The sequence below is a fragment of the Brevundimonas sp. genome (assembly GCF_965278935.1).
Taxonomy (GTDB): domain Bacteria; phylum Pseudomonadota; class Alphaproteobacteria; order Caulobacterales; family Caulobacteraceae; genus Brevundimonas.
Genome location: NZ_OZ257124.1, coordinates 3,278,051 through 3,302,520, shown reverse-complemented (window position 1 = coordinate 3,302,520; position 24,470 = coordinate 3,278,051). Strand labels below are relative to the sequence as shown.

24 protein-coding genes and 1 tRNA gene are annotated in these 24,470 nt (G+C 66.5%); 5 read left to right on the top strand and 20 right to left on the bottom strand.

Annotated elements, in window-relative coordinates:
* From ACQY68_RS16475 to ACQY68_RS16400, 16 genes are all read right to left on the bottom strand, one after another.
* Positions 1-3,057 (bottom strand): hypothetical protein, encoded by a 3,057-nt coding sequence (locus ACQY68_RS16475; protein WP_428150840.1) that lies wholly within the window; start codon positions 3,055-3,057, stop codon positions 1-3.
* Positions 3,058-3,444, bottom strand: coding sequence for a hypothetical protein (locus ACQY68_RS16470; protein ID WP_428150838.1), 387 nt, complete (start codon positions 3,442-3,444; stop codon positions 3,058-3,060).
* Between the two features lie 155 nt (positions 3,445-3,599).
* Positions 3,600-5,201: a hypothetical protein gene (locus ACQY68_RS16465; protein ID WP_428150837.1), complete on the bottom strand. Its 1,602-nt coding sequence runs from the start codon at positions 5,199-5,201 to the stop codon at positions 3,600-3,602.
* Positions 5,102-6,685 carry a hypothetical protein gene (locus tag ACQY68_RS16460; RefSeq protein WP_428150835.1) on the bottom strand — a complete coding sequence of 528 codons (1,584 nt, stop codon included), beginning with the start codon at positions 6,683-6,685 and terminating at the stop codon, positions 5,102-5,104. The genes ACQY68_RS16465 and ACQY68_RS16460 overlap by 100 nt, the downstream gene beginning before the upstream one ends.
* Positions 6,682-7,188, bottom strand: a complete 507-nt coding sequence (locus ACQY68_RS16455; protein ID WP_428150833.1) for a hypothetical protein — start codon at positions 7,186-7,188, stop codon at positions 6,682-6,684. The genes ACQY68_RS16460 and ACQY68_RS16455 overlap by 4 nt, the downstream gene beginning before the upstream one ends.
* 199 nt (positions 7,189-7,387) lie before the next feature.
* Positions 7,388-7,591, bottom strand: coding sequence for a hypothetical protein (locus ACQY68_RS16450; RefSeq protein WP_428150832.1), 204 nt, complete (start codon positions 7,589-7,591; stop codon positions 7,388-7,390).
* A 341-nt stretch (positions 7,592-7,932) separates the two neighbouring features.
* Positions 7,933-9,468, bottom strand: a complete 1,536-nt coding sequence (locus tag ACQY68_RS16445) for a glycosyl hydrolase family 28-related protein (RefSeq protein WP_428150830.1) — start codon at positions 9,466-9,468, stop codon at positions 7,933-7,935.
* Between the two features lie 674 nt (positions 9,469-10,142).
* Positions 10,143-10,382: a hypothetical protein gene (locus ACQY68_RS16440; protein ID WP_428150828.1), complete on the bottom strand. Its 240-nt coding sequence runs from the start codon at positions 10,380-10,382 to the stop codon at positions 10,143-10,145.
* Positions 10,383-10,461: 79 nt separating this feature from the next.
* Positions 10,462-10,896 carry a hypothetical protein gene (locus ACQY68_RS16435; RefSeq protein WP_428150826.1) on the bottom strand — a complete coding sequence of 145 codons (435 nt, stop codon included), beginning with the start codon at positions 10,894-10,896 and terminating at the stop codon, positions 10,462-10,464.
* An 11-nt stretch (positions 10,897-10,907) separates the two neighbouring features.
* The gene (locus ACQY68_RS16430) at positions 10,908-11,249 is read right to left on the bottom strand and encodes a hypothetical protein (RefSeq protein ID WP_428150825.1); all 342 of its coding nucleotides are present in this window, start codon (positions 11,247-11,249) and stop codon (positions 10,908-10,910) included.
* A gap of 35 nt (positions 11,250-11,284) precedes the next feature.
* Complete coding sequence (locus tag ACQY68_RS16425; RefSeq protein WP_428150823.1) at positions 11,285-11,731, bottom strand: helix-turn-helix domain-containing protein; 447 nt, start codon at positions 11,729-11,731, stop codon at positions 11,285-11,287.
* Between the two features lie 79 nt (positions 11,732-11,810).
* The gene (locus ACQY68_RS16420; protein ID WP_428150821.1) at positions 11,811-13,277 is read right to left on the bottom strand and encodes a mannitol dehydrogenase family protein; all 1,467 of its coding nucleotides are present in this window, start codon (positions 13,275-13,277) and stop codon (positions 11,811-11,813) included.
* The gene (gene uxaC / locus ACQY68_RS16415; protein WP_428150820.1) at positions 13,274-14,689 is read right to left on the bottom strand and encodes a glucuronate isomerase; all 1,416 of its coding nucleotides are present in this window, start codon (positions 14,687-14,689) and stop codon (positions 13,274-13,276) included. Before uxaC ends, ACQY68_RS16420 begins: the two co-directional genes overlap by 4 nt.
* Positions 14,690-14,769: 80 nt before the next feature.
* Positions 14,770-15,573 (bottom strand): tryptophan 2,3-dioxygenase, encoded by an 804-nt coding sequence (locus tag ACQY68_RS16410; protein WP_428150819.1) that lies wholly within the window; start codon positions 15,571-15,573, stop codon positions 14,770-14,772.
* Positions 15,574-15,611: 38 nt separating this feature from the next.
* Positions 15,612-17,195 (bottom strand): TadG family pilus assembly protein, encoded by a 1,584-nt coding sequence (locus ACQY68_RS16405; protein WP_428150817.1) that lies wholly within the window; start codon positions 17,193-17,195, stop codon positions 15,612-15,614.
* 49 nt (positions 17,196-17,244) lie between these two features.
* Positions 17,245-17,754 (bottom strand): TadE/TadG family type IV pilus assembly protein, encoded by a 510-nt coding sequence (locus ACQY68_RS16400; RefSeq protein WP_428150816.1) that lies wholly within the window; start codon positions 17,752-17,754, stop codon positions 17,245-17,247.
* 200 nt (positions 17,755-17,954) lie between these two features.
* On the opposite strand from ACQY68_RS16400, the gene ACQY68_RS16395 reads away from it, so the two are divergent.
* Positions 17,955-18,200 carry a hypothetical protein gene (locus ACQY68_RS16395; RefSeq protein ID WP_428150814.1) on the top strand — a complete coding sequence of 82 codons (246 nt, stop codon included), beginning with the start codon at positions 17,955-17,957 and terminating at the stop codon, positions 18,198-18,200.
* 88 nt (positions 18,201-18,288) lie between these two features.
* On the opposite strand, the gene ACQY68_RS16390 is transcribed toward ACQY68_RS16395, so the two are convergent.
* A tRNA-Val gene (locus ACQY68_RS16390) sits at positions 18,289-18,363 on the bottom strand.
* Positions 18,364-18,532: 169 nt separating this feature from the next.
* A complete protein-coding gene (gene cpdR, locus ACQY68_RS16385; protein WP_271084958.1) occupies positions 18,533-18,892 on the bottom strand; it encodes a cell cycle two-component system response regulator CpdR in 360 nt (119 codons plus the stop codon).
* Positions 18,893-19,061: 169 nt separating this feature from the next.
* Here cpdR and ACQY68_RS16380 point away from each other — a divergent pair, with 169 nt between their 5' ends.
* Entirely contained in the window at positions 19,062-19,937 is an 876-nt protein-coding gene (locus ACQY68_RS16380) for an N-formylglutamate amidohydrolase (RefSeq protein ID WP_428150812.1), read from the top strand.
* A 261-nt stretch (positions 19,938-20,198) separates the two neighbouring features.
* Here ACQY68_RS16380 and ACQY68_RS16375 read toward each other — a convergent pair whose 3' ends face one another.
* Positions 20,199-20,900 carry a DUF599 domain-containing protein gene (locus ACQY68_RS16375; protein WP_428150810.1) on the bottom strand — a complete coding sequence of 234 codons (702 nt, stop codon included), beginning with the start codon at positions 20,898-20,900 and terminating at the stop codon, positions 20,199-20,201.
* A gap of 115 nt (positions 20,901-21,015) precedes the next feature.
* Between ACQY68_RS16375 and ppa the strand changes: the two genes are divergently transcribed.
* From ppa to ACQY68_RS16360, 3 genes are all read left to right on the top strand, one after another.
* Entirely contained in the window at positions 21,016-21,582 is a 567-nt protein-coding gene (ppa, locus tag ACQY68_RS16370; protein WP_428150808.1) for an inorganic diphosphatase, read from the top strand.
* Positions 21,583-21,944: 362 nt separating this feature from the next.
* Complete coding sequence (locus tag ACQY68_RS16365) at positions 21,945-22,946, top strand: LLM class flavin-dependent oxidoreductase (protein WP_428150807.1); 1,002 nt, start codon at positions 21,945-21,947, stop codon at positions 22,944-22,946.
* 119 nt (positions 22,947-23,065) lie between these two features.
* Positions 23,066-23,710, top strand: a complete 645-nt coding sequence (locus ACQY68_RS16360; protein WP_428150806.1) for an IPTL-CTERM sorting domain-containing protein — start codon at positions 23,066-23,068, stop codon at positions 23,708-23,710.
* Positions 23,711-23,744: 34 nt separating this feature from the next.
* On the opposite strand, the gene ACQY68_RS16355 is transcribed toward ACQY68_RS16360, so the two are convergent.
* Positions 23,745-24,467: a hypothetical protein gene (locus ACQY68_RS16355; protein ID WP_428150805.1), complete on the bottom strand. Its 723-nt coding sequence runs from the start codon at positions 24,465-24,467 to the stop codon at positions 23,745-23,747.
* Between the last annotated feature and the right edge of the window lie 3 nt (positions 24,468-24,470).

Below are 24,470 nucleotides of genomic sequence, written 5' to 3'. Positions count from 1 at the left end.
CTATCCTTTGCCATGCCGTACCCCCCTTCGACCGAAGCCGACCAGCGCCATGCCGAACAGGACGAGGCCTTCCAGCAGATCGCTGTCGGACGTCGCTGCCAGCAGATAGATGTTTCGACCGGTGAAGGGCACCAACTGAAGGTTGGCCAGCACCATATACAGCGCCGTCCCGAACACGATCCACAGCGCCATCGACGCCGACGTCCATGTCGGATCCGGCAGCCGACCCTCCGGCCTCAATCGCTGGCAGATCAGCGGCAGCGTCAGCAGGACAATCAGCAGGGCGGCGGCGCCCAGGCGTCCGAATGGAGACATCAGGTGGATGGCGCTCAGGTTGTCGCTCAGCTGCACCGTCCGGAGGTCGCCCAGCAGGCTCGGTGACATGTAGCCGCGACCCAGCGGCGTGCCCGTGTAATCGCTGAGCGCGAGTGACCACTCCCGCTGGCTCTCGGCCTCGGTCGTGCCGGCCTCTGCGACTAGCGCCGGTGCGAACATTAGCGACAGACGCAGCCAGTTCTGGTTGTTGATGGTGCGTTCGTTGAGGCGTTCGATCGCCGTGGTGTCGCTTTCCTCCACACTGACGGCGTGGACGCTGTTGTTCCAGTCGCGGGCGACCCAGGCCCCGCCCCCAAGGCCGATCGCCAGCAGGATGGCCAGCACGACCACCGGGGCCGCCCACCATCGCCGCGTCCCGATCGCGCGGCCGAGCTGGTCCAGGAGCCGCAGGGTCGCCGGCAGCGTCCACCACCGGGTCGCTGTCTTTGTGTCTGGATTGAAGCGCCTACGCAGCCACGCGAACAGGGTAGCGAGAAGGGCCCGCCACCGGCTCACCGGTTTCGCCGCCTGTGTCCGAGGCAGGTCGCGCAACGCCCGGACAGCAAGAAATACAGACAGGATTAGCGCCATGATGATCGCGTAGCCGTTGTCGCGCACCCCGGCCGGAATGATGACCACAACCGCCGCCAGCAGTCCGGCAGAGGCGACCGGGAGACGCCAGTTCTGCGGGCTGGCGCGGGACGCACAGAGCAGCCGCGAGAAGCCGACGATCAGCAGCGGCGTATAGAGCACGCTGACGCCGAAGCGGAACGAGCCGTATTCGAAGCGCTCCTTGACCTGCAGCAGAAGGAAGAGAAGCAAGCGAACGAAACCCGTCAGCAAGAGCAGCCCAACGCCGGCTCTGCCATACCTCGCTGCCAATGCCGTCGCCCATTTCGGAAGACGCTCATCGGCCTGCTTGCTGATGCTTTTCCACAAGCGATCGAACTGGCCGCTGCACCACTCGACGGCCGACACCAGGCCGACCCGCAGCGGCGTACGGGCGGGGGTCTTGGTTTTTCGAGATCGTCCCGGCGTCGCGACTGCCGGGGCCACGGCGGTGTCCAGACGCCAAGCCAGTGCGGCGACGAACAGGACAAGCGTCGCCAAGGCGAACTTGCCTGGGTTGCCCCAAGCGAGGAACGATGCACCCGCCGCGACCGGAGGGGTCAGGGCAAGCAACACGTCCACCGTCGTCCAGGGCATTCCGCGTCGCAGCCAGAGGGTGAGTGCGACAGGGACGGCGGCATAGACGAGGGTCTCTGCCGCCAGCGCCGAGGGCCAGTCGAGCCGGGGGTCCAGGGCGTGACCGGCCACGGCGATCAGAACCCGGATCGCCAGCAACCACTGCACGACCGCAAGAATACAGAATCCCGCCGGATCTCGCTGTAGAATGCTGCGGCTCAGCGTCGCGAGCAGACCGCTGGACAGGATCACGACGAACACCAGCGTCCAGGGTGGCGCATACTGTCGAAGGGTGAAGTCGGCTTCGACCCGGTCGTCCGTGGTTGAGGCGGCGACAGCGGTGAAATCGCGGAAGGTGAACCCGGCGCAGCCCCCGATCGGCTGGGGAATCTGCATCCGGATCGCCGCCCCCAGACGACCCGAAATCAGAGGAAAGACGGCCGTGCCCTCGGTGAATCCCGCCTCGTCGGCTACCCGGCTGTCGGCTTCTGTCAGCACGTCGCCCTGACAGTGACCGGCCTGCTGCACCAGCGGCGACTTGAAGGCGAGAATGGCCATGCCTTCGGCTTGCGACACAGCGACGGCACGTCTGGCCTGAAGCCGGCCGCGCGCGCTGTCGTCGTCATTGACCGGAATTTCGAAGAAGCGTGGCTCCCAGACGGTGAAGGTCAGACCCTCGCCGACGGGCGTCGGCGCGCTGTCACGTTGGACACCCCGCCACCCGTTCTCGCCCGGCTGCACCGCCTGCGCGCCGACGTCGGCCAGCACCAGCCGCCAGCCGGTTGATGTGTGCAGGACATAGCTGTGCGACGGCCGCATCTCGCCCCTGATCCGCGCGCAGGCCCAGATATCGCAATCGCCCAGGCCGTCTCCCTCTGTCGTGGGCCGAGGCAGATAGTCGCGAAGTGGATAGATGCCCTGGCCGGGATCGCGCGGCCCAAACGTCACAAACAGGATTTTCCGGCCCGGCAGAGTGCGACCTGCGGCCCCGTTCGCAACGGTCACCAGGCCGTCGCCTTGCCATTCGGCCGACTGGAAGCGCTTTCCGTCGAAAATGAACCAGCCCCCGCCCTGGCGAGAGCAAGGTGCCGCGATGCAGACGCCGAAGCCGGGATCGAAAGGGATCGAATCCGGAAACACCTGTGCATCACCGACCTTGACCGACACCAGCGCCAAGGGGTCGGGCCGGGTGACGAGGGCCACCTCGGACGCCCCACTGTCCTCGACGGCAACGCTCTGGATGCGGGCGATGTCGGACGGCATGCCGGCGACGATCAGGTCGTCGAGCGGCTCGCGGGCCTCTCCGTCGTCGATCACGGCGTGACCGCCGACCCGGATGGGCAGCCGGTTCACATCGGCACTGATCTCACGCAGCGACAGGCTCATCTCGCCGAAGCGAAGGTCGGTCCAGCCGATGGCCAGGCAGGCGATCAAAAGCACCGGGGCCGCCAGCATCGCCGTCAAGGCGGAGCCGTCGCGCCAGCGGTTGAGCGCGATGAGGCCCAGGGCTGCGGTGAGCGTCAGAGCGATGCCGATGAAAATCAGCCCGCTTAACATTCAGCGTCCGCCAGCATGCTTGGGGGCGACCTGATCTCCGCGCAGCACCTTCTTGTTGGGGCGCGACCGACCAAGTCCCGCAACACGGAGCCAGACCCAGCCCAGCGCAACGAACAGAAGAACAGTCAAGGCCAGATTGACGATGACACCCGGGATCATGCCCAACTCGATGCTGGCAGGCGATGCCAGGGCGCGACGACCCCAGAAACCTCCGCATAGCGCCTCGTTGTTCCGGACTAGCGCCGCGCGGATTTCACGAAACCTAAGATCCGCATCCATGTCGCGACCCGCGCACATGTCCCTGGTCAGTGCGTCTGGATCGGTGGCCTGCTCGCGCGCCGCGTCGAACAGGGCCGTCGGGTCGCCCTTGGCGGCCAGGTTGGTCATGCCCAGGCGCTCGATCCATCGCGGATCCTTTTCCCCGGGCGGAGCGTGGACGGGCGGCCGCGCGGTCTGGGGCCCGATCGTGAGCGTCCCGCCCCAGATGAGGTAGAGGGCGACAAGGAAGACCGCCGTCGCTGCGGCTCTGATCCACGCGCTGCTCATGGCTTCAACAGGCTCGTCAGATCCCAGAACGGCCGGCGCGTCGCCGGAGCCTTGGCGGCGTTCTGCACCTTGCCGAGGTCGCGGATCAGTTCGACGACCCCGTCGAACTCCAGATGGTAGTCGATCCGGGTCTGGTTCGGCGGCATGTCGGAGAAGGCCGAAACGTAGCGGAAGGTGGTCGCGTCCGGGTGGAACCAGCCCGTCACATGCTTGAAGATTTCCGGCCGGATAATCGACAGGGCGTCACGACAGTTGAGCGGGGCTCCGGGACGGCTGAGATCGCCCAGCATGCGCTGGACCTCGGGCTGGCCGGCGAACAGGGTCTTGATCGCGACCCGCAGCGAGGGGGTGTTGCCCCGAACCAGGTCGATCTTGGATACCACCACGAACATCGGCTTGGCAGGCGGCTTCCGTTCGGGTGAGCCACAGTAATCGGCGAAGGCATAGCGATCGAAGCCGTCAGGGAGTTTGGGCGAGCCGAGCTTTTCCAGCAACGAGGTGAACAGTGCCATGGAGCCGATGCCGCCGGCGAACTCTGTGAGTTGATGCTCCTGCCCGGTAACCTGATCGATCAGGCGGGACAGCAGAACGTCCGACAGCGCCTTGTGCTCGGCCTTGAGGTTCGCCTGGACGGTCTTAGCCGACCTGATCGACCCCGGGTTCGCCGCCTGCTGTTTCTCGCGAACCTTCTTGGCGGCAGCCTTGAGCAGGGGTTCAAGCACCTTGATGCGGGCTTCGATGGCGTCGTCCGTCATCGCTTCAATGTCCGCAGCGACGACCGTCGCGGGGTTCTTGTGGCGATACTTCGCGGCTGCGGCTCCGAGGAGCAGTTGGTCGGCGGGAAGCAAGGTGACGAAGGCACCGGCCGCCAGCATCACATGTCGAAGCAGGGCGTCGTCGGAGCGGAGAAAGTTGTTCTCTACGGCTTGCCGGAAACGCTCTCCCGGAATGTCGATGATGACGAAATCGGCGGGCAGCTCGCGGTCGCCCAACATGGCCCTGTGAAAGCGGTGGTCGGTGAAGGTGAATGTGTTGGCCACCTCTTCATCCTGACGGGCCCTCGGTCGATCGTTGCAGTTGTAGCCCTCCACCGCTGAAAGCTGCTCCTTCAATCGATTGAGGAAGAACGTCTTTCCGGCCGTCGCGAACCCCAGCAGAACGATGATGAAGACCCCCTGTTTGCGGAGCCGATCAAGGTTCTGAGGGGTGATCTCCTCCTGTCCGGCGGCACTGGCGGGTTCGACGGGAGATTTCGTTCGGACATCGTCCTTCTCCGGCTGCTGAGGCAGGGCGGCGGCGGCTGGATGTGCTGCCTCCGCGTCGCTGGGCGCGGTATCGATCGACAGGATGTCCGCCGTTGTCATCGGCATGGCACCCACGGGTTCGGCGATCCGTCCGGCGGACACGCCTGCGGCTCGGGCGGATTCGTTCATGATCGGGCACACGTCACAGGGTTCGGACTCGCTCGGTCGAGGGTTGCCGCAGTCGGGACATCGGGTCATGCCGCCAGTCTGCCGATTTCGCGTGCGCGCAGGGCCATGGACACGACGCGCAGACACAGATCGCCGTCGCGCCTGAGGTCGGCCGGCGTCGCCCATTTCGAGTTGACGGTGCGGTTGAGCAGACGACAGAACAGGTCATCATCGTCGGCCGTCGCATCGACGAAGGATGGTTGGGCGAGGTCGAGATCCCGCTCCGACGGCGCTTCCTTCAGCAGCCTGTCCAGCGCCGTTCTCAACACGGGTTCATCGGGCGTCTGCCACGCCAAGGCGCAGCACAGGCGCGTGGCCAGGGCATAGGACGCGGCGTCCAGGTCGGGTGGCCGCACTACCGAGGCCAGGGCGCGGGCGGCGACCGCTGGCGCGAGATGAAGCAGATCCTCCGGCCGGCCGGAGATGGCCTGGGCCCAGTGGTCGATCAGAACCTGGTTGTCCGCGTTCAACGCCGATACGCCGAGGGCTTCGCTGACCTCGGGGATCGCCGCCAGCGCGGAGACGGTATCGATCCGGTCCAGAGTTGTGGCCGGCAGGGCGTCCAGAAGGCCTTGGACATAGTAGGCGCCGGCCTTTGAACCGCCGACGTTGTCGAACAGACGCGACAGGGCTTCGCCCACACCTTTCAGCACGGCGTCAGCGGTCTCGGCCTCCGCCTGGTCGGCCGTTTCGGCCGCCGCGACCAGCAGTTGCACCTGCTGGCTGGGTTTGGCGCCCACCCCTGCCAGAAGAACAACCTGAGCCGCCACCGCGCTCGGCTCGCCCTGGATCATCTGCCGAAGCCACTCGACTTTGCGTAACGGACTCCCGCCGTCCACTTCGGACGCCTGCCGGTTCAGCAGACTCCAGACGCGCCAGGCCAGCGGGGGTGGCGCAGGCGGCTCCACGGCATCGCGTAGCGACACGCGCTGATGCGTGGCATCGAACATGGCGGTCGATTGGTCCGCCGTGTGAAAGACCAGCCGGAAAGCTTTGGCGGGGTCCAAGCGACCGACCCGCATCAGGTTGGCTGTGGTTGTCCACCCTGAAATCCGCGCCCTTTGCTCAGCCGGCTGGATCGCATCCATGACCCAGCCCAGAGCCTCTTCGGGCTCGGCGATATCGGCTTCGATCGCCTGATCCTTCCAAGCCGCATCGGGCGGCGTGGTCGGAGCCGGCGGCTCCATGGTCAGGTCATCGAGATCCAGGCTGAACGCCGACTGCGCGAAGGTGTCGTCGCCCGCAGAGGGAATGGCCTTCAGCAGCCGATGCGAGGCCCAGCCGATCTGGGCGAGGACGGCGGCCGGGGCGATGACGACATTGGCGAACGCCATCGGCCCCAGTGCGCCCTCGCCCTGATAGGCGGCCCGCAGGACGGCGAACGCGTCCTGCTGGGGTGTCACGGGAAACATGAAGGCGATCGGGCGTCTGGCTCGCGTCAGCGCCCACCCGGTGAGGACCATGGCGATGTCGGCCAAGGCGGCGGAGGCATCGTCCGATAGCGCCGGTCCGGCCCTGCGTAGGATGCTGTAGTCACGACCGCGCGACCTCGGACCGATGACGGCCGTGGTCAGCTCGACGGTGTGCAGGTCGGACGATCGTGACGTCATCGGTCGCCGGGCCCGGCGGGTTGTTGCTGCGTGGGTGGGCCAGCTGGCACCTCCGCCTCGTCCGTCGGCGTCGGGATCGCAGCGGACTCGGCGATCACTGTGGAACTGGTCGAGCCCGTGGGAGCCACGGCCTCCGGCCCGGCGGGGTCCGAAAGGAACACTCCGATCAGGACGCCGCCCGCGAGCCCGAGCAGCAGGGCGACGGCAGCGGCGACGGCGATCGGCCAGTGGCGGGCCAAAAGATTTCCCTTCTCGCGCTCCCCCTGTGCGTGCAGCTTCTTGATGATCGCGTCGGCGACTTCCTGGCTTTGGGCCTCTTGAAAACGGTCGAGCCGTTCGTCTACGGCGTTCTTTACGGCCCGCTCAATCGAGGCGCTCATCGCGAGACCCAACGGACCTTTGGGTTCTGATTCCACCCGCTGCTGGGCGGCTTCGATGACGAACTCGGCCAAGCGTTCGCTCACCGTCTGGAGCGTCTCGTCCCGCTGAGTCTTTTTCGCCATATGCTTGTCCCCCGACATACCCTCGCACGTTGATAAGCCAAACGCGGGTATCCCGACAACGGAGAACTGCCTTTTAGGCCGTCTGGGACTCGCTGAGCTCGGACATCGCGTCTCTGCGGCTGTCTGAAACGCTGACGACGCGGCAGTTCGTGAGAAACCAACTATGCCGCCAATGACTTCCCGACCGTAGCTGACGCGCTCAGCTTGCATCTCGATCAGGCAGGCGTCGCGCCTTCATGTCGGCAGGGTTGGCGCTTTCAGCCACATCGGCCTCACCTTGGCAGTCGTGCTCGGCCAGCCGCCGCCACATGGCTTGCGACTCGGCGTTGATACCGGTCCAGGCCACGGCCGCGTCGATAGCCCGTGGGCTCCATTCCACTTCAGCTGCGAGGCAGGCTTTCATGAGCCATGCTTTCGACTGCGGCTCGGCACGCTCGGGAGGTGGTCGACGTGGAGGCGGGACGTTCGTTCGGCGCGGCCCGCAAGACGCGCAGGAAAGCGGTGGCGATCAGCATGGCTTGTCCTCCTGGACTGGGGCACTGTGCGTAGGGTGGTTATCGGCAGTCCGGCCGGGGCAAATCGCAGCCTCACAACGGCTGCGGGCTCCGTTTCTGACTTTAGCTGGCGAGCCCATCATTGCCCAAAGCGATACAGCCAGGATGAGACTCAGGAGGGCAAGGATCCCGCCAGCGGTGATGGCGGCCCCGCGCTCGAAATGAGAGCGGAGCCGCCGTGCAGCGTCGCTTACGCTACTCGGTAAGTGCCGGAGAACGCGACGGTACCGGGTCCGGTCACGAGCGTACCATTGTCGTAGCGGGTCAAGTAAAGCGTCGGAGCGCCCGCATACATCGTGGCAACGCCGGCTTGGCCGGTCGCGTCGATGTTTCGGGCGGCGGCGACATGGTTGTCCGCCGAGGCGAAGGGCATAGCAACCGTGATCGCGCCGGTCGCGGTTCCCATACCGCCTGCGGGGACACTAACCTGGCCGGAGTAGTGAACCAGACCTTCACTGGTCCGACGATAATTTACGACGGCAGCGGCGCTCACAAACGAACCAGACAAGGCAACTGGGATCGGATTGGTCGTGGTCCACGGGGTGACGTAACCGACGTTGTCCCGAATGCGCCCATTCTCGGTCTGGGGAGACAGGTTTTGCAGGCCGCCAGTGATATTTCCTCTGAGGTCGACCCCATTGACTTCGTAGTCCGAGCAGTTGCCGGCGATGATGACTCCGTAAGAGTGCCGCGGCCCGAAGCCATAACCCGCGCCAGAGCGGCCGCCCCGGATCCGGAAGCTTTGGGAGTCCGTTGAGGCAAGGAAACCCGCATGGCTTCCCACCGGGTCCCGACTATTGCTGAGAATTGAACAGTCGTCGAAATCGATATTCTTGCCCTGAGAGCCGCAGTCGAGGATCACGCCTTCCAGCTTGTTGTTGAGGAATCGCGAGCTGGAAAATTGGACGCCATCCACAAGCGTGTTCGACGTCCTGTCCGTTGAGATCGAACAGCCGACGACGTTGGTGGCGCTCCAGTTGCCGATAAGTTGGACGCCTTTGACCTTGGCTCCGTTGGTCGGGCGGATGTAGACGCCGGTGCCGCTCGCTGAGCTGTCGAAGGCATTGTTGATGCCGAAAATGAACGTGACCTCGCCCGAGGGGCCGTTCGGAACGATGCCCAGGCCGTTGCCGCAGTGGATCATGTCGTTGTCCGTCATCCAGACGGCATTCGACTGGTTGATGCGGATGCCCCACGACGGCTCGCTGCCCAAAGGATTGTCCGCCAAGACCTTGTTGATGAATGTGTCGTTCCCGCCGACAATGTCGATCACCGCGTTGTTTGCGCCAGGCGTCGTGTTCAGAATCTCGCCTGAACTGATCTCTGTGACGACAGTACCAACGCCGTTCTGGATCGGCATAAACTGGTTGGACATACTGAATCGGGTGAGCTTCTGGAACCTGCGTGAGTTCGCGAATTTCACAGTGACGCCGGACGGGCGATATGTGGGGCTCGTAAACCCGATATTGTCGCAGTAGGAGCAGTCAGCATTGAGGGTGATGGCGTCGTAGCCGCCGCCATTGACCTGAATGGTTGTGGACGATGGCCCCTCGCCGACGATACCGCCGCTGACCGTGATGGGGCCGGAGATCGCGTACACCCCGGCCGGAAAGAAGACCTCTCGTCCTGGGTTGCTTGTAAAGCAGGCCTGGATTGCGACGGTGCTGTCCGCCGCGCCCGTGGGGTCGACACCGGGATAGGAAGTGACATTGATGGGGCTGATCATCTTACTTCTCCAAGAACAGACGCAATGGTCTGCCCGGAGAGGGTGCGGGCGCCGGATGCCTGGGCGCGGACGAACGCCAGTATTTTTCATAAGATTCTGATCAGAAAGGCTTTAGTTCGGCCGCGTCTGTCACCTATATATTTATGTGCGACATTTTTGAACGCGGTTCGTTCAGCCTGAAGGGTTTGAGCGGTGTTTCACCCGGCCATTCGAGTTGCGCGTGTCGGACATGCGTTGGACGCTGCCACAGGTGCATCGAAAACCGTCGGACCGACCCTCCACGGGCTACTGGTGGTGCGAACCAAGCAGAGAGCGAGAGTCCATCAGAACCGCTCGGTCGCGCTCTGGTCGGTCATGCTGGACCACCATGCGACGGCCGTGTTCGGGCAACCGCATCAGACTACGAATCTGACGGCCAAACCCCGGTTCGTTACGGGCGCGCCACTTCTTCCCGATCAAGAAAATCCATGGCCATCGGCCGAGGCTGCGTCGGAGCCTTCGAGTTGTTCCTCGTCGAACCACCGTGGGGCCGCCATGGCTCTGATCGGTTCGAGGGCCGGGTGCTGCCGGCGGGGCGATAGGCGGGATGCGACGCGTTTGATCTCGACCAAATGCCGCGTCGCGGCAAGATCGTCAGAGGCCGCCTCAACCAGATCGCCCTTGTTGCCCTGGGCTCAGATGGCGAGGCGCGGCGGTTCCAGCGATGTTTCGAACGGAGCCTGGTCGTCCCGGACGATACGCAGAAGACCCAGCAAGAGAGCATCTGCTTCAGCGCCGCGCCCGGAGCGCTGCAGACCTGCGACGCGGCTTAGCGTGAGATGAAGGATCCGCATCTCGACAGGCCCGAGGTGCGAAAGCGCCTCTGCGAACAGAGCGGCGAACGGGTCGGCGTTCGATTTCGGAAAACGCGTCATGTGTCTGGAAGCTTTCGGAGACGGCGCAGGGGGAGGGCGACGCCCGCCGCGCGCGGTTTGAGGTCGAGAGACCGGACGCTCAGGCGGGTGTGTTGCGTTCACGAGCGAGTCGGGTGAGCGCGCGTCCTTCCCATGCCCCGAACAGGGCGATGGCCATCATGAACAGCCAGGAAAACCATCGAATGGAGACCATGGTCCACTGCAGACTGTCGATCCGCAGCAGGGCCAACAAATGGGTGGACAGCGCCATCAACTGGCAGCCGGCGGCGAAGATCAGCCACCAGCGATCCGCCCTGAGCGACATGGTCAGAAGAATGCCGAACAGGACGACCGATGACGCGGCGACGGCCCAGCGGAAGCCTCCGATCGTATAAGAGGTGATCAGGGGCGTGAGCAGGAGGACCGCGGCGAACAGGATGGCGCCGTAGCGTTCGACACGGCCTCCGCTGACCGCCAGCAAAAGCAGGGCGACGGCGGAGAACACATTGAAGGGCGCGAAGACGAAACCCTGCAAGCCGTCGCTCCCTATGCCGCGACGGTCAGGAAGCCGGTCGGCTTTCCGGTTGGAACCGGCTTGCTCTCGGTCGTGCCATCCATACGCCAGACCACGCCGTGATCCTGGGCGACGTCGAGCAGGCCGCCATGCGCGGCGATCGTGGCCATGCGCGCCGAGTTCAGGGCCGACAGACCGCCGACGATCTCGTTGAGGCTGTCCTGGCCGACGGCGGCGGAGAGCCTGGCGGTCTTGCGACCTTCGATCATCTGCGCGCCGAGACGAAACATCTCGGCGAGGGCGCTGTCGACCGCGTGTTCGGTGGTGCGCAGCTGGCGCGCAATCTGGATGCCGGCTTCGTGCTTGTTCGTCATGTGTTCGTCCCCTGAAGGCGATCTGCAAAGATGCGTCAGATCGCTCCGGGCGGCGCCAGTCGATTGCCGAGGTCCACGAGTGCGTTGACCAGGGCGATTCCGAGCAAGGCCGCGCCGACGAGGGCGAGGAAGGTCAGCACCACCCAACGCATTCGGCCCAGGGTTCCCGGTAGCGGCGGGAGATCGTGGCCGAAGAGTCGAGGACGTCGAAGGATCGGTTCAGGCGGCGACGGAGCGTCTGTCGCCGTCGCAGGAGGCGTGACGATCACCACCCCGGGTATGTCGATTGCGCCGTATAGCGGATGAACCGCCAGGCGACCCATCGCGTCACGACGGTCCGTCGCCCCGAGTCGCCGCATGGCCTCACGGATGTGATTGCTGACGGTGTCTGGCGAGATGCCGAGCGCGCGGGCGATCTCCTTGTCCGGGCTTGCGGCCCTTCGAAGGCATTCCAGCTGCATCGGCGAAAGCGCCCGGTCCATCACATAGTCTCCCAACCTCAGGCTTAAGTCTCCGAGGAGCTCTCCGCCATACGGTTAATTCCTCAGGCGAATGCGCCCGTCAGGCCTGGTGGCCGAGCCAGGTCTCGACGCCTCGGCTCTCGATGCCGTCAAGATGACGGGCGACGGCCTGTATGAACCGCTCATCGTTCCCCAGACGGGGTGAGATGATTTCGGTCAGGCTGGAGACGGCGCGGACGCTGTCTTCGGCCGTGTCGGCGCCCGCCAAGGCCGTGGCGAGGGTCGCGGCCATGGGGTCGTCGACCGTGAACCGCTCGCCGGTCTCGGTGACCCCCTCCTGCCATTTGATCCAGCCGGCGACGCCGAGGGCCAGGGCGTCGATGGGCTGATCGGCGTCGAGACGGGCGGCGATGGTGGCGAGCAGGCGCTGGGGCAGCTTCTGGGAACCGTCCATGGCGATCTGTCGGGTGCGGTGTTGCAGCGACGGATTGCTGAACCGGGCCATGAGGTCGCGGCGGTAGGCGGGGATGTCGAGACCGGGGGGCGGGTTCAGCGTGGTTCCGGCCTCGTCCCACAGGCGTTCTACGAAGGTCCTGAAGGCCGGGATCGCGACCACCTCGTGCACGAAGGCGTGGCCGGCGATCCCGCCCAGATAGGCGATGGAGGAATGGGCGCCGTTCAGCAGGCGCAGCTTGGCGTCCTCCCAGGGGGCGACCTCGGCGGTGAGCTGGACGCCAAGCGCGGCGAAGTCCGGGCGGGGGCCGGCGAACCGGTTCTCGATGACCCACTGGGTGAAGGGTTCGGTCTTGACCATGCCTTCGTCTCGGGCGCCGAGAAGAGCGGCCCGGGTGTCGATGTCCTCAGGCGTCGTGGCGGGGACGATGCGGTCGACCATGGTCTGGGGGAAGGCGCCCTCGGTCTCGATCCATTCGGCCAGGGCGGGATCGTGGACCTGCGCCATCGCCAGCACGGCCGAACGCACACGCGCGCCGTTGTGCGGGAGGTTGTCGCAGGAGACGACGGTGAAGGGCGCCACGCCGGCGCGTCGCCGTTCGGCCAGCGCCGCGACGAGGAAGCCCGGTGCGGTGCGGGGGGCCGACAGGTCCGCGAGGTCTGCGGCGACGTCGGGGTCTGCGGTCAGCAGGCCGCCCGAGGCGGGGTCCAGCCGGTAGCCCTTCTCGGTCACCGTGAGCGTGACGAGGTGGACGTCGGGCGAGGCCATGGCGGCGACCACGGCGGCGGGGTCTTCCGGGGCGACGAGGACGCCCTGGACCGCGCCGATGATGCGGGTGCGGTCGTCGACGCCGTCGCGGACGACGAGGCTGTAGAGCCCGTCCTGAGGGTTCAGCTGATCGCGCACGCCGGGCGACCGCAGCGACACGCCGAGCACGCCCCAGCGCAGGTCGCCCGAACGCAGGGCGTCGTCGAACACCACCGCCTGATGCGCCCGGTGGAAGGCGCCGATGCCGAGGTGGACCACGCCCGTCCTGACCGCCGCGCGGTCGTAGCCGGGGCGTTCGACTTCGGTCGGGAGGCCGGCGAGCGCAGCGTTCGAGAGGCGGCTCACAGCCTGTAGGCCGCCTTGACCAGATCATAGGTCAGGGCGCGGGCCAGTTCGTGGGCCTCGTCCTCTTCCATCCGGTGCTCGACGACCAGCCTGGCCAGCCAGCCGCAGTCCATGCGCCGGGCCACATCGTGACGGGCCGGGATCGACAGGAAGGCGCGGGTGTCGTCGTTGAAACCGACGGTGTTGTAGAAGCCCGCCGTCTCCGTCGCCTGCTCGCGGAAGCGGCGCATGCCTTCCGGGCTGTCGTGGAACCACCAGGGCGGGCCCAGTTTCAGCGCCGGATAGTGGCCCGCCAGCGGGGCGAGTTCGCGGCTGTAGCTGGTCTCGTCCAGGGTGAAGAGGATGATGGTCAGGGAGGGCTCTGAGCCGAAGGCGTCGAGCAGGGGCTTCAGGTCGGCGACGTAGTTGGTTCGGGTCGGGATGTCGGCGCCCTTGTCGCGGCCGAATCTCTGGAAGACCACCGCGTTGTGGTTGCGGAACGAGCCCGGATGGATCTGCATGGTCAGGCCGTCGGCGAGGCTCATGCGCGCCATCTCGGTCAGCATCTGACCCCGGAACAGTTCGGCCTCCTTCGCGGAGACCGGGCCGGTCGCGACCTTCTGATAGAGGGCGGCGGCGTCCGCCTGATCCAGGTTGGCGGTGAAGGCGGTCGGGTGGCCGTGGTCGGTCGAGGTCGCGCCGTAGCTGGCGAAATAGGCGCGGCGCTTGCGGTGGGCGGCGAGGTAGCCGTCCCAGGTCGAGACGTCCTCGCCGGTGATCGCGCCGAACTGGACGAGGTTGTCGTGGAAACCTTCGTAGTCGGGGTCCAGCACCGGGTCCGGGCGATAGGCGGTGACCACCTTGCCCGACCAGCCGGAGGCCTTGATGGCGGCGTGGTGCTCGAGCGGATCGAGCGGGCTCTCGGTCGTGGCGATGACCTCGATGTTGTAGCGCTCGAACAGGGCGCGCGGCTTGAAGGCGTCGGTCTTCAGGGCCGCATCGATGATGTCGTAGTAGTGGTCGGCGGTCTCGGCCGTCAGCCGGACGTCGATGCCGAAGACTTCCGAATAGACCCAGTCGTGCCATATGCGAGACGGCGTGCCCCGGAACAGGTGGTAGCGCTCGGCGAACAGACGCCAGATCTTGCGGGGATCGGTCTCCACCGGACCGCCGTCGGCGCGCGGGACGCCGAGGTCTTCCAGCGCCACGCCCTGGCTGAACAGCATGCGGAAGACATAGTGGTCCGGCGTGATCAGCAGCTCCGCCGGATTGGCCCAGTTCTGGTTCCCGGCGAACCAGGACGGATCGGTGTGGCCATGCGGGCTGACGATCGGCAAATCCTTGATTTCGGCATACAGGCGCCGCGCCACGTCCCGGGTCGCGGGATCGGCGGGCAACAGACGGTCGGGGTGCAGACGGAGCGGGTGGGTCATGCGAACTCGCAGGGGCGGAAACCGGTGTCAGCCCCCGTGATAGCGGGCGGCCGTCTTCGCCGTCCAGTTCACTTTCGGCATCACAGCTTCGTTCGAAGCGACCAGAGCTCGGGGAAACAGCGTCGTTCCAGCGTCGAGGACAGATAGCCGACGCCGTCGGTGCCGCCCGTGCCGCGACGGCGGCCGATGATCCGCTCCACCGTCACCACATGCTTGTGGCGCCAGGTCAGCAGGGCGTCGTCCAGATCGACCAGTTTCTCGGCGAGCTGATAGAAGGGCCACCAGCGCTCGGTGTCGCGATAGACCTCCAGCCAGGCCGCCTCGACGGCCTCGGACGGCTGCCAAGGCTGGCTGACGTCGCGGTTCAGGACCTCGGCCGGGACCGGCAGGCCGGCCTTGGCCATCTGGGCCAGGGCGTCGTCGTAGAGGCTGGGGGCGGCCAGCGCTTCGGCGAGGGCGGCGTGGGCTTCGGGCCGGTCGAGCTGGAAGGACAGAAATTTCGCGTCCTTGAGCCCGAGCATGGTTTCGAACCGGCGGAACTGGTCGCTCTGGAAGCCGGAGCTGGCCCCCAGCACGCCGCGAAAACGCAGGTAGTCGGCCGGCGTCATGGTGGCCAGAATGTCCCAGCTCTGGGTCATCACCGACTGGATGCGGCTGACGCGCGCCAGGCTCTTGTAGGCCGGGACCAGATCGCCGGCGCGGACCAGCGACTGGGCCAGCGCCACCTCATGCAGGATCTGTTTGAGCCACAGCTCCTTCGTCTGGTGAATGACGACGAACAGCATCTCGTCGTGCTCGTCGCTCATCGGGCTCTGGGCGGCCAGCAGCCGGTCCAGGTCCAGATAGCGGGCATATGTCATGTCGGCGGCGGGCGTGTCGGTCATGCGTCGCTGTATCGACCGGTTCCCGACCGGCCTCAAGGTCAGCCGACCAGAACGGGCCGCGTCTCTTCCGCGGTGGGGCAGGACAGACCGTGGACCCGGACATCCGCCTGACCGAGCTTCAGGCCGAGCATGTCGAGCAGCGGATTGATCGCTGCGTCCAAGACCGGACCCAGGGGCGTCAGCAACACACCCAGGGCCTGAACGAGGCCGCCGAGGCCGATCCCGAGACCCAAGGCCTGGACGGTGACGTCCAGTCGCTGAATCGCGGTGGTGATCAGGCCGGCGCTGAGGCTGCCGGAGGTCACGGTCTTGATCTTCTGCTCGGCGATGTCGGCGCCGCTGAAGCGGACGGCGCGGAAGCCGGTGTCTGCGATCTCGACATCAGCCTTGCCCGTCAGCCGGACGACGCCGAGCACGGACATCAGGGTGGCGGGCGTGGGCGCGAGGGCCTGTTTGAAATCGCCCAGCCTGCTCTCGTCGATCTCGCCGATCTTCGCCGAGGCCAGGCCGGGGCGGACGCCGAGTTCGACGCTGTCGGGATCGCAGTCGATGTCGTTGAGCCGGGCCTCGGACGAGGCGAGCTCGACCAGGACCGGCAGATTGACCTGGGCCAGACCAGACAGCTTCTGGGCGGTACGGGCCTTGATATAAAGCCGCGACTGCGCGGTTCGAACGATCGGCGACCCCGTCCCGGTCACCGTCAGCCACGGCGACTTGTTCGGGCGTTCGCCGATGGCCAGCGAGACGTCGAGCGCGGCGATGCCGACATTGGGGCCTAGAGTCAGCGCGACCTGGCGATCACCCCCCGTCTCCAGCATGGCCATGACCAGATCCATGACCGAGACGGAGGCGTCCAGTCCCGAGGCCAGGCCGTCGCCTGCGTTCGCCTCGGCGCCGATCAGGTCGCCAACCTTGAAGGTGACGTTCGTGGCGGCGCCCGTGAGCTTTGACAGGGTCGAATCCGCCTGATCCCCGGCCAGATCTCTCAGCACTCGCAGCGCCCGGCCCGCATCCACCTCGCGCGCCAGCAAGGCGTCGTAGTTTCCGGCCTCGATGCCGAGATCCGTGGCCAGGGCGTCCGCGAAGCCCAGCAGATTGACCCGGGAACCGGCCAGCCTGTTGTAGTCCATGACGCTGAGCGAGACGGTCGACCGCGTCAGTCCGCCCAGCAGGGCGTTGGCGATACCGCTGTCCAGCGACGCCAGCCGCGATCCGATGGAGAACATGGCGCGGGGAGGGTCGACTTCCGTCGCCGCCGTCGCCGTCCGTGTCAGCAGAATGGAGTCCTTGCCGAGAATCCAGCGACCGAAGAACAGGGGCGAGGCCTGCGACAGCGTCACCCGGGCGGCGTTGGGGCTGGCCGTTGCGGGAACGAACCGTTGCTGGGGTGCGACTTTGGGGTCCGCGACATAGAGGCCCGTCACGACCTTGGTCGTGACGACCCCGACATTCGCTTCGGCCGTCGTCCTCGCGGCCAGCTGGGCGCGATCCAGGTCGCGGACGGCGGACAGGGCGGCCAGATCCGCCGCGCCCTGAAGCGTGCGCCCGTCCAGTGCGATGGATCCCATATCGACCACGATGGCGGCGAGGACGCAGAACAGGCCGCCTGCGGCGGCCGCCATGATCGCGACCCCGCCTCGCTCATCCGCGGCAAAGGGGCGCCGTTGCATCTCAATACCCGCCGGTCCGCACGATGGCCGTCCGCTCGATGACCGCGGGCGGCGAAGGCAGGAGCCCGGACATCATCATGATCGGGTGGTCACGGGCGTCGAAGCGGATACGGACCCGGATCGCAGCCTCGTCGCTGTCCACGAAGACGGTCAGATGGTCGCGCGCCAGCCCCGCGCCGTTCTCCGCTTCCGCAGCGACGAAGGCCTTGGCCAGGTTGACCCGTTCCGCTGAATTCAGGCCGCCGACCGCAGCCCGGGCGCTCTCGGTCGCCAGCGTCTGCACGCTCTGCGCGAGCCACATCCAGCCCCCGTAAACCACCATCCCGACCAGCATCATGATGAGCAGCGGGCCCACGAGCGCGAACTCGATGGCGGCGGAGCCCTCTCGACGCTTCCTGGCCACAAACTGATGGGTGACTACAACCATAAAGGGAAATAAGCGCCCAAATGTTCGCCAAAAGATGAATATCCACTTTCGGCCCGGTTCGCAGGCCGGCCGGAACTCACCCATTGCGTGTGGATTGGGCGTAAAACGATCAGCCGACAGCCGGCGCTACCCGTCTGCCCGTGGCGAGGAGCTGTTACATTCTGTTTCATGGAGGCTGGACAACGGCAGCGAACACGCCAACCGTGGGTGGTGTGAAGCCTGGGCCAGGAGGCGGGCCGTTCGGCCCGGATGAGCGCTCTGAGCTTCGTCAGAAAGGTGGAGTCATGGGCCAGGCAAACTTCGCGCAAGCCGCAACCGAACTACAGCTGGCGGCCGCCAGCGAAGACGATGGAACGTACCGAACGCTGGAACGTCTGGAACGCATAATTCTGGATCACAAGCCGCACACGCCCGACGAGGCGGTGGCCATGCTCGATGTCATCATCCCGGACGTCTCGGCGGGTGGGCGAAGCGATGGTCGCGACGTGAAGGCGCTTTGCAGCATCCGATCGATGCTGACCGGGATCTAGCCGGCAAAATCCTCAAGGCTGACGTCTGCATCGACGGTCGGAACCGCGGCTGTGGCCCGCGGGGCGGTCGTTTGCGATGAGGAGAGAATGGTGGACGCGACAGGGATTGAACCTGTGACCCCCTCGATGTCAACGAGGTGCTCTCCCGCTGAGCTACGCATCCGCCAAGACGGTTCCGAACGGGTCCGGAACGGGAAGGAGGGGTCTATACCCAGCCCGTGCGACGGCCGCAAGGGCGAAACCGGGGTGATATTGGGGCATGGCCCGAAAAGACTCGGATCGCGTTCAGGCAGCGAACGATCGCGTCGTGAGCGATAGCGCCCCCGCTGAAATCAGGCCGCGGCGCACATTTTTTCGACTTCGCTGACCAGGTCCCGCAGGTGGACGGGCTTGGACAGGACCTTGGCCTGGGGGCTGGCCTGTGCGGCGCTGAGCGCCACGGCCGCGAAGCCTGTGATGAACATGATGCGCAGCCCGGGCTGCCGGGCGGCGGCGACGCGCGCCACCTCGATCCCGTCGGCGCCGGGCATGACGATGTCCGTCAGCAGCAGATCGTAGGGGCCATGTTCGAGGGCGTCGATCGCGTCGTCGCCGTTCTCGCAGTCGATGACCTGATGGCCCGCCCGTTCGAGCGCGCGGGTCAGAAAGCCTCGCAGCGATGCGTCGTCTTCGGCCAGCAGAATGCGCGCCATGCGTGGTCGTCCCCCGTTCAGAGCGATGAGGCTAATCCGGTAACGGTAAACCGGCCATGAAATTCCCGTTGGAGGATTGTTCGGTCCGTCGACACCTCTGTGGAAAACCTCGCGGACCGCGTGGAAAATCCGCGTCGCACTTTTCCGGATCAGGCCCTATGCGGGAACGATGACGCCGCCCCTCGACGCCAGCACGCCTGCTTCCGGTTCCCGGACCGCCTTCGTCGTAACCCCGGCGACGGCGGAGGCGGGCGCAATGGTGTTCGCCTCCCCGCACTCCGGCCGGGAACGGCCCGCAGACATGGGGGAGGTCGCCGGCCTGACCCTGTCGACGCTGCGCAGCGCCGAAGACGTCGGCGTCGACGTCCTGATCGCGGGCGGGCCGTCGCGAGGCGTTCCGGTCATCGCCGGCCAGGTGTCGCGGGCCTATGTCGATCTGAATCGCGCGCCGACCGAACTGGATCCCGCTCTTGTGGACGGAGAGATCGAGGCGTCTCCCACGGCCAGGGTCTCGGCCGGGTTCGGCGTCATCCCGCGCCGGGCCGGGGACGGGAGCACCCTGTACGATCGGAAACTGACCCGGACCGAGGTGCTGGCCCGCCTTGAGCGGGTGCATGCGCCGTATCACGATGCGCTCGGCGATCTGATGCAGGCCGCGCGGGGCCGCCACGGCGTCGCCCTGCTGATCGACTGGCACTCCATGCCGTCCCGGGCGGCGGGCGTGACCGGTCGGAACCGGAGAGGCGTCGATGTGGTGCTGGGGGACCGACACGGGTCCGCCTGTCGCGGGGCTACCATGCGGCGGGTCCGCACCCTGTTCGAGGCCGAAGGCTGGCGGGTCGGGCTGAACGTCCCCTATGCGGGCGGCTATTCGACGGAGCGCTGGGGGCGGCCGGACGAAGGCTTCCAGGCGGTGCAGGTCGAACTGAACCGGGCGCTCTATCTGGACGAGACCACGCTGGAGCCGTCTGCGGACCATGGGCGGTTCGCCAGGGCGCTGGACCGGGTCGTCGCGGCCCTGGCGACGGAAACCTGGCCGCGCTGAAGCGAGCTTCGGAGCGAAAAAAAGCCGCGCCCGAAGGCGCGGCATTAAAGTCTATAGGGAGGAAACGCCCAGGAAGGGCAAGACGCCCGGAGGCGTCGAAGATCAATCTAGGTTGCGGTGCACAACGCGTCAAGCGGGCTTTTATGATCAACGATCACGCTCTGTTACGTTAGAAGCAGCGGGCTTGCCACGCTTCAGGCGCTTTCAGAACACGTTTCGTGCGCCATCCGCTTTCGGAGCAAATGCTGCGTTGCGAAATGGTCAAGCTCCGCGCTCGCGATCGACCTCCAGAAGGCGTCTGGCGGTCCGGATCGCGCGGGCGGCGGGGGACGCCGACTGGCGCCACACCAGCAGGGTGAAGGCGGACAGAACCCCCGCACACAGCCAGACCGGCCCGAACAGCCAGGCCGCGGCGGCCAATGCGAAATAGTAGCCCCGCACGCCCTGACTGAAGGCAGCCAGGGCGGGGTTGAGGACCTGGGCCGTCGCCTCGCCGAACGCGACCTTGTCGGATTCGGAATGGATCTCGGGCGCCGCCCCGATCAGGGCGAGCGCATAGTTCATCTGACGGATCGACCAGATGAAATCGAGCAGGCCGCGCGCGAGGCACACGAGCACCAGACCCAGCTTGGCCTCGAGCAGCGGCACGGGAACCACCTCGGCCCCGACGGCGGAGAAACCCTGCAGCGCTTGGTCGCCGCCGAACAGGATCCCCGCGACCCCCGCGATCAGCAGCAGGTTGGACGAGGCGAAGAAGGAGCCCGAGTTGATGGAATGGCCCAGAAGCTGGCTGTCCAGCAGCCTGATCTCCCGATGGGTCATCGCCGTCATCCAGGCGTGACGAACGGTCAGCATGTCGGTGTTGAGAGAGCCGCTGCGGTGCGCCAGCAGCCTCAGAAGCGGGTCGTAACCCAGCCAGCACAGGAAGAAGAGGGCCAGACCCAGCCAGTCGATCGCGGTCATTCCAGCTGAACTCCCTTGCGCGTCAGATGTCGTCGCGGCCGTTCCGCTTGCCGTTGGCCGTCCAGAGGCTTATCACGCCCGCCTCCCTTCGCAGACGCACAAAACCGAGCCGCCCATGAACATCGACGCCATTCCCGTCGGTCCGAACCCGCCCTGGGACCTGAACGTGATCATCGAGATCCCGCAAGGGGGCCTGCCGGTCAAATACGAAATGGACAAGGCGTCCGGCGCCCTGTTCGTCGACCGCTTCCTGCACACGGCCATGTACTACCCGGGCAACTACGGCTTCGTGCCGCACACCCTGGCGGACGACGGCGATCCCTGCGACGTGATCGTGCTGAACCCGACGCCGGTGGTTCCGGGCTGCGTCATCCGCTCGCGCCCCATCGGCGTGCTGATGATGGAAGACGAGGCCGGCGGCGACGACAAGATCCTGGCCGTGCCGGTCGACGCCCTGCACCCCTACTACACCGACATCGCCTCCTACCGGCAGCTGCCGACCATCATGGTCGAGCAGATCGAGCACTTCTTCACCCGCTACAAGGATCTGGAGAAGAACAAGTCGGTGCGCGTGAAGCGCTGGGGCGACGCCGGCGAAGCCGCCGAACTGATCGTCGAGGGCATGAAGGCCTATGAGGCGGCCGAGAAGGCCAAGGCCGGCAAGGCGGCCAACGCCGCCTGATCTCGAAACATCCGGAAAGCGTCGAAGATAAAAATCAATTCGACGGTCCGAAACACGGCCGGGTCTGGGTTTGAGGCTCATTTCCAGCCTCGAACGCGCCTTGATTCCGGGCTGATGTAAACTGTTCCCCACGGCTCGCGGAGACTGCGGGCAGGGGCTCGGGTTTCGTCCGTTTCGTCACGTTTTCGTCACGCGCCTCTCGTCATGACGAACCGGACGAAACGGACAACGCGCTCAAGCAGCGAGCGGCCGCGCCGCGAGCGATAGCGCCCGGACAACGCGCTCAAGCAGCGAGCGGCCGCGCCGCGAGCGATAGCGCCCAAAGAAGTAGCGCCCGCAGAACCCGACCCCATATGGCGGGGATGGCAACACTCTCTGTTCTCGATCTCGCCCCGGTGCCCGAGGGCTCCGACGTTTCCCGGGCCCTGGCCAACACCATCGACCTGGCCCGGCACGCCGAGCGGCTGGGCTACAATCGCTACTGGCTGGCCGAACATCACAACATGGCCGGCATTGCCTCGGCGGCGACCTCGGTGGTGATCGGGGCCGTGGCGGGGGCGACGAAGACGATCCGCGTCGGCGCCGGAGGGGTCATGCTGCCCAACCACGCGCCTCTGGTGATCGCCGAACAGTTCGGCACCCTGAACGCCCTCTATCCCGGCCGCATCGATCTGGGGCTCGGCCGCGCGCCCGGGTCGGATCAGGCCACGGCCCATGCCCTGCGCCGGACGCTCCATGGCGACGTCGACGGCTTCCCGCAGGACGTGATGGAGCTCATGCACTGGTTCGAGCCGGCGCAGGACGGCCAGCGCATCCGGGCCAATCCCGGCGAGGGCCAGGACATTCCGGTCTGGATCCTGGGCTCGTCGACCTACGGCGCCCAGCTGGCGGCCCATCTGGGCCTGCCCTACGCCTTCGCCAGCCATTTCGCGCCGTCGGAGATGATGTCCGCGATCCGCATCTACCGCGAGACCTTCCGGCCCTCGGCGCGGCTGGACAGGCCGTATCTGATGCTGGGCTACAACGTCTTCGCGGCCGAGACCGACGAGGCGGCGCGGCTGCTCTTCTCCTCGGTGCAGCAGGCGTTCGTGAACCTGCGCACCGGCCGTCCCGGCAAGCTGCCGCCGCCGAAGGCCGGCTATGCCGAATCCCTGAGCGAAGGCGAACGGGCCATGATCGCCCAGGCCCTGTCCTGTTCGGCCGTGGGGTCGCCCGCGACCGTTCGGGCGGCGATCGACGGCTTCGTGGAGAGGACCGGCGCCGACGAGCTGATGATCACCAGCCAGATCTGGGACCACGGCGCTCGGGTGCGGTCTATGGAGCTGCTGGCCGGGGCCATGGCCGACGGTCGCGCGGCGGCCTAGAGGAGATTTCCCCCGAAACGCGAGCTGTGTCGGCTAGCGTACAGGCCTTTGAAAATGCTAGATTATTCGTGACGATCTTCGATCCGGCTGGTACTGGTCCGGCTTCAAAGGGGAGTACCATGAGTCCGAAGTTTCTCGCCTCTGCCGCGGCAGCGGCCCTTATCGTGTGCTCGCCCGCCGCTGCGCAGGCTGCAAACCTCGTCACCAACGGTGGCTTCACGACCAACACCGCCGGCTGGACGATCGACGGGGCGTCTTTCGCAAGCTGCACGTGGACGTCGACCGCCGGGGTCGCCGGAGCGACGGCCAACGCCGCCGTCGCCAGCGCCGGCGGGCCGTCGGACTGCTATCTCTACCAGACGGTGACCCTGCCCGCGGCGACGGCGAACACCCTGACCGTGTCGATGGGGGTTTCCAGCATCCCCGGAGGCACGAACCATTTCTCCTCGCTCGAAATCCGGTCGAACACCGGCGCGCTTCTGCAGACGCTCTACACGCGCGACGGCACCCAGGGCGCCGAGGCCATGAACGCCAAGGGGCCTTACAATCTGAACGCCTATGCGGGGCAGACCATTCGCGTGGCGTTCCGGACGGTGCACAACGCCGGTGTCGTGGGTCAGCAGATCGACAACGTCGTTCTGGACAGCGTGGCTGTGGTCCAGCCCGTCCCCACCCTGTCGGAATGGGCGATGATCCTCCTGGGGACCTTGCTGGCCGGCGGCGCCGCTCTCCAGCTCCAGCGCCGGAAGGCGCTGATCGGCTAGGCTTCTCCGGGAGCCAGCACGGCCAGATCGCCTCTCAGCCCGCTTCGGTCCGCCGGGCGGGCTGTTTCTTGCGCGGCGCCCGGGGCTTGCGCGCGGGCCTGGCCGGAGCCACGGCCGTTCCCAGATCCAGCTCGGCCTGGCGTTCAGGCGCGGGCGTCGGCGTCGGATCAGCAGCCGGCTCGGGCTCGGGCTCGGGCTGCGGTTCTGGGGCGGGCAGGGCGTCGGACGGGGTGGTCAGCTTCAGCCGCGCCTTCTCCTTCCACGCCATGGCGTCCTTGAGCGCATGCCATTCGAAGCCCAGCCGGATCGCGGTCTGGATGTCCTCGCCCGGCTCGCCCGGCTCGCGCCCGGACAGCCGGTCCTTCAGGTGGCGGCATTCGCTGAGCAGATTCGCCGCCGCCAGAAGCTCGGCCGACGCCCCGGGGAAGCGGCCGATGTCTTCGAGCGTGGCGTAGCGCCAGCCGTGTTCCGGCGGTCGTTCGAGCACCATGGCCCAGCGGATGTCGGCAGGGAGCTCTTCAGCCAGCCAGGTCCATTCGAGGGCGCCCGGCGCGCGCTGATAGTGGCCGTGCTGCGTCGGCAGGCCATGGGCGGCGTAGACCTCGAGGGCAGTGGACTCGATCTCGGCGATGGCCGGCAGGGTGGGCGGAGCGCGTCGTCCCGCCCGCTCCCACATGTCGCCGGCCACGACGGCCAGCGCGGTGTTGCGCTTGCCGCGCCCGCGATTCCCCAGAAGCCATTCTCGCCAGGCAGGCATCCC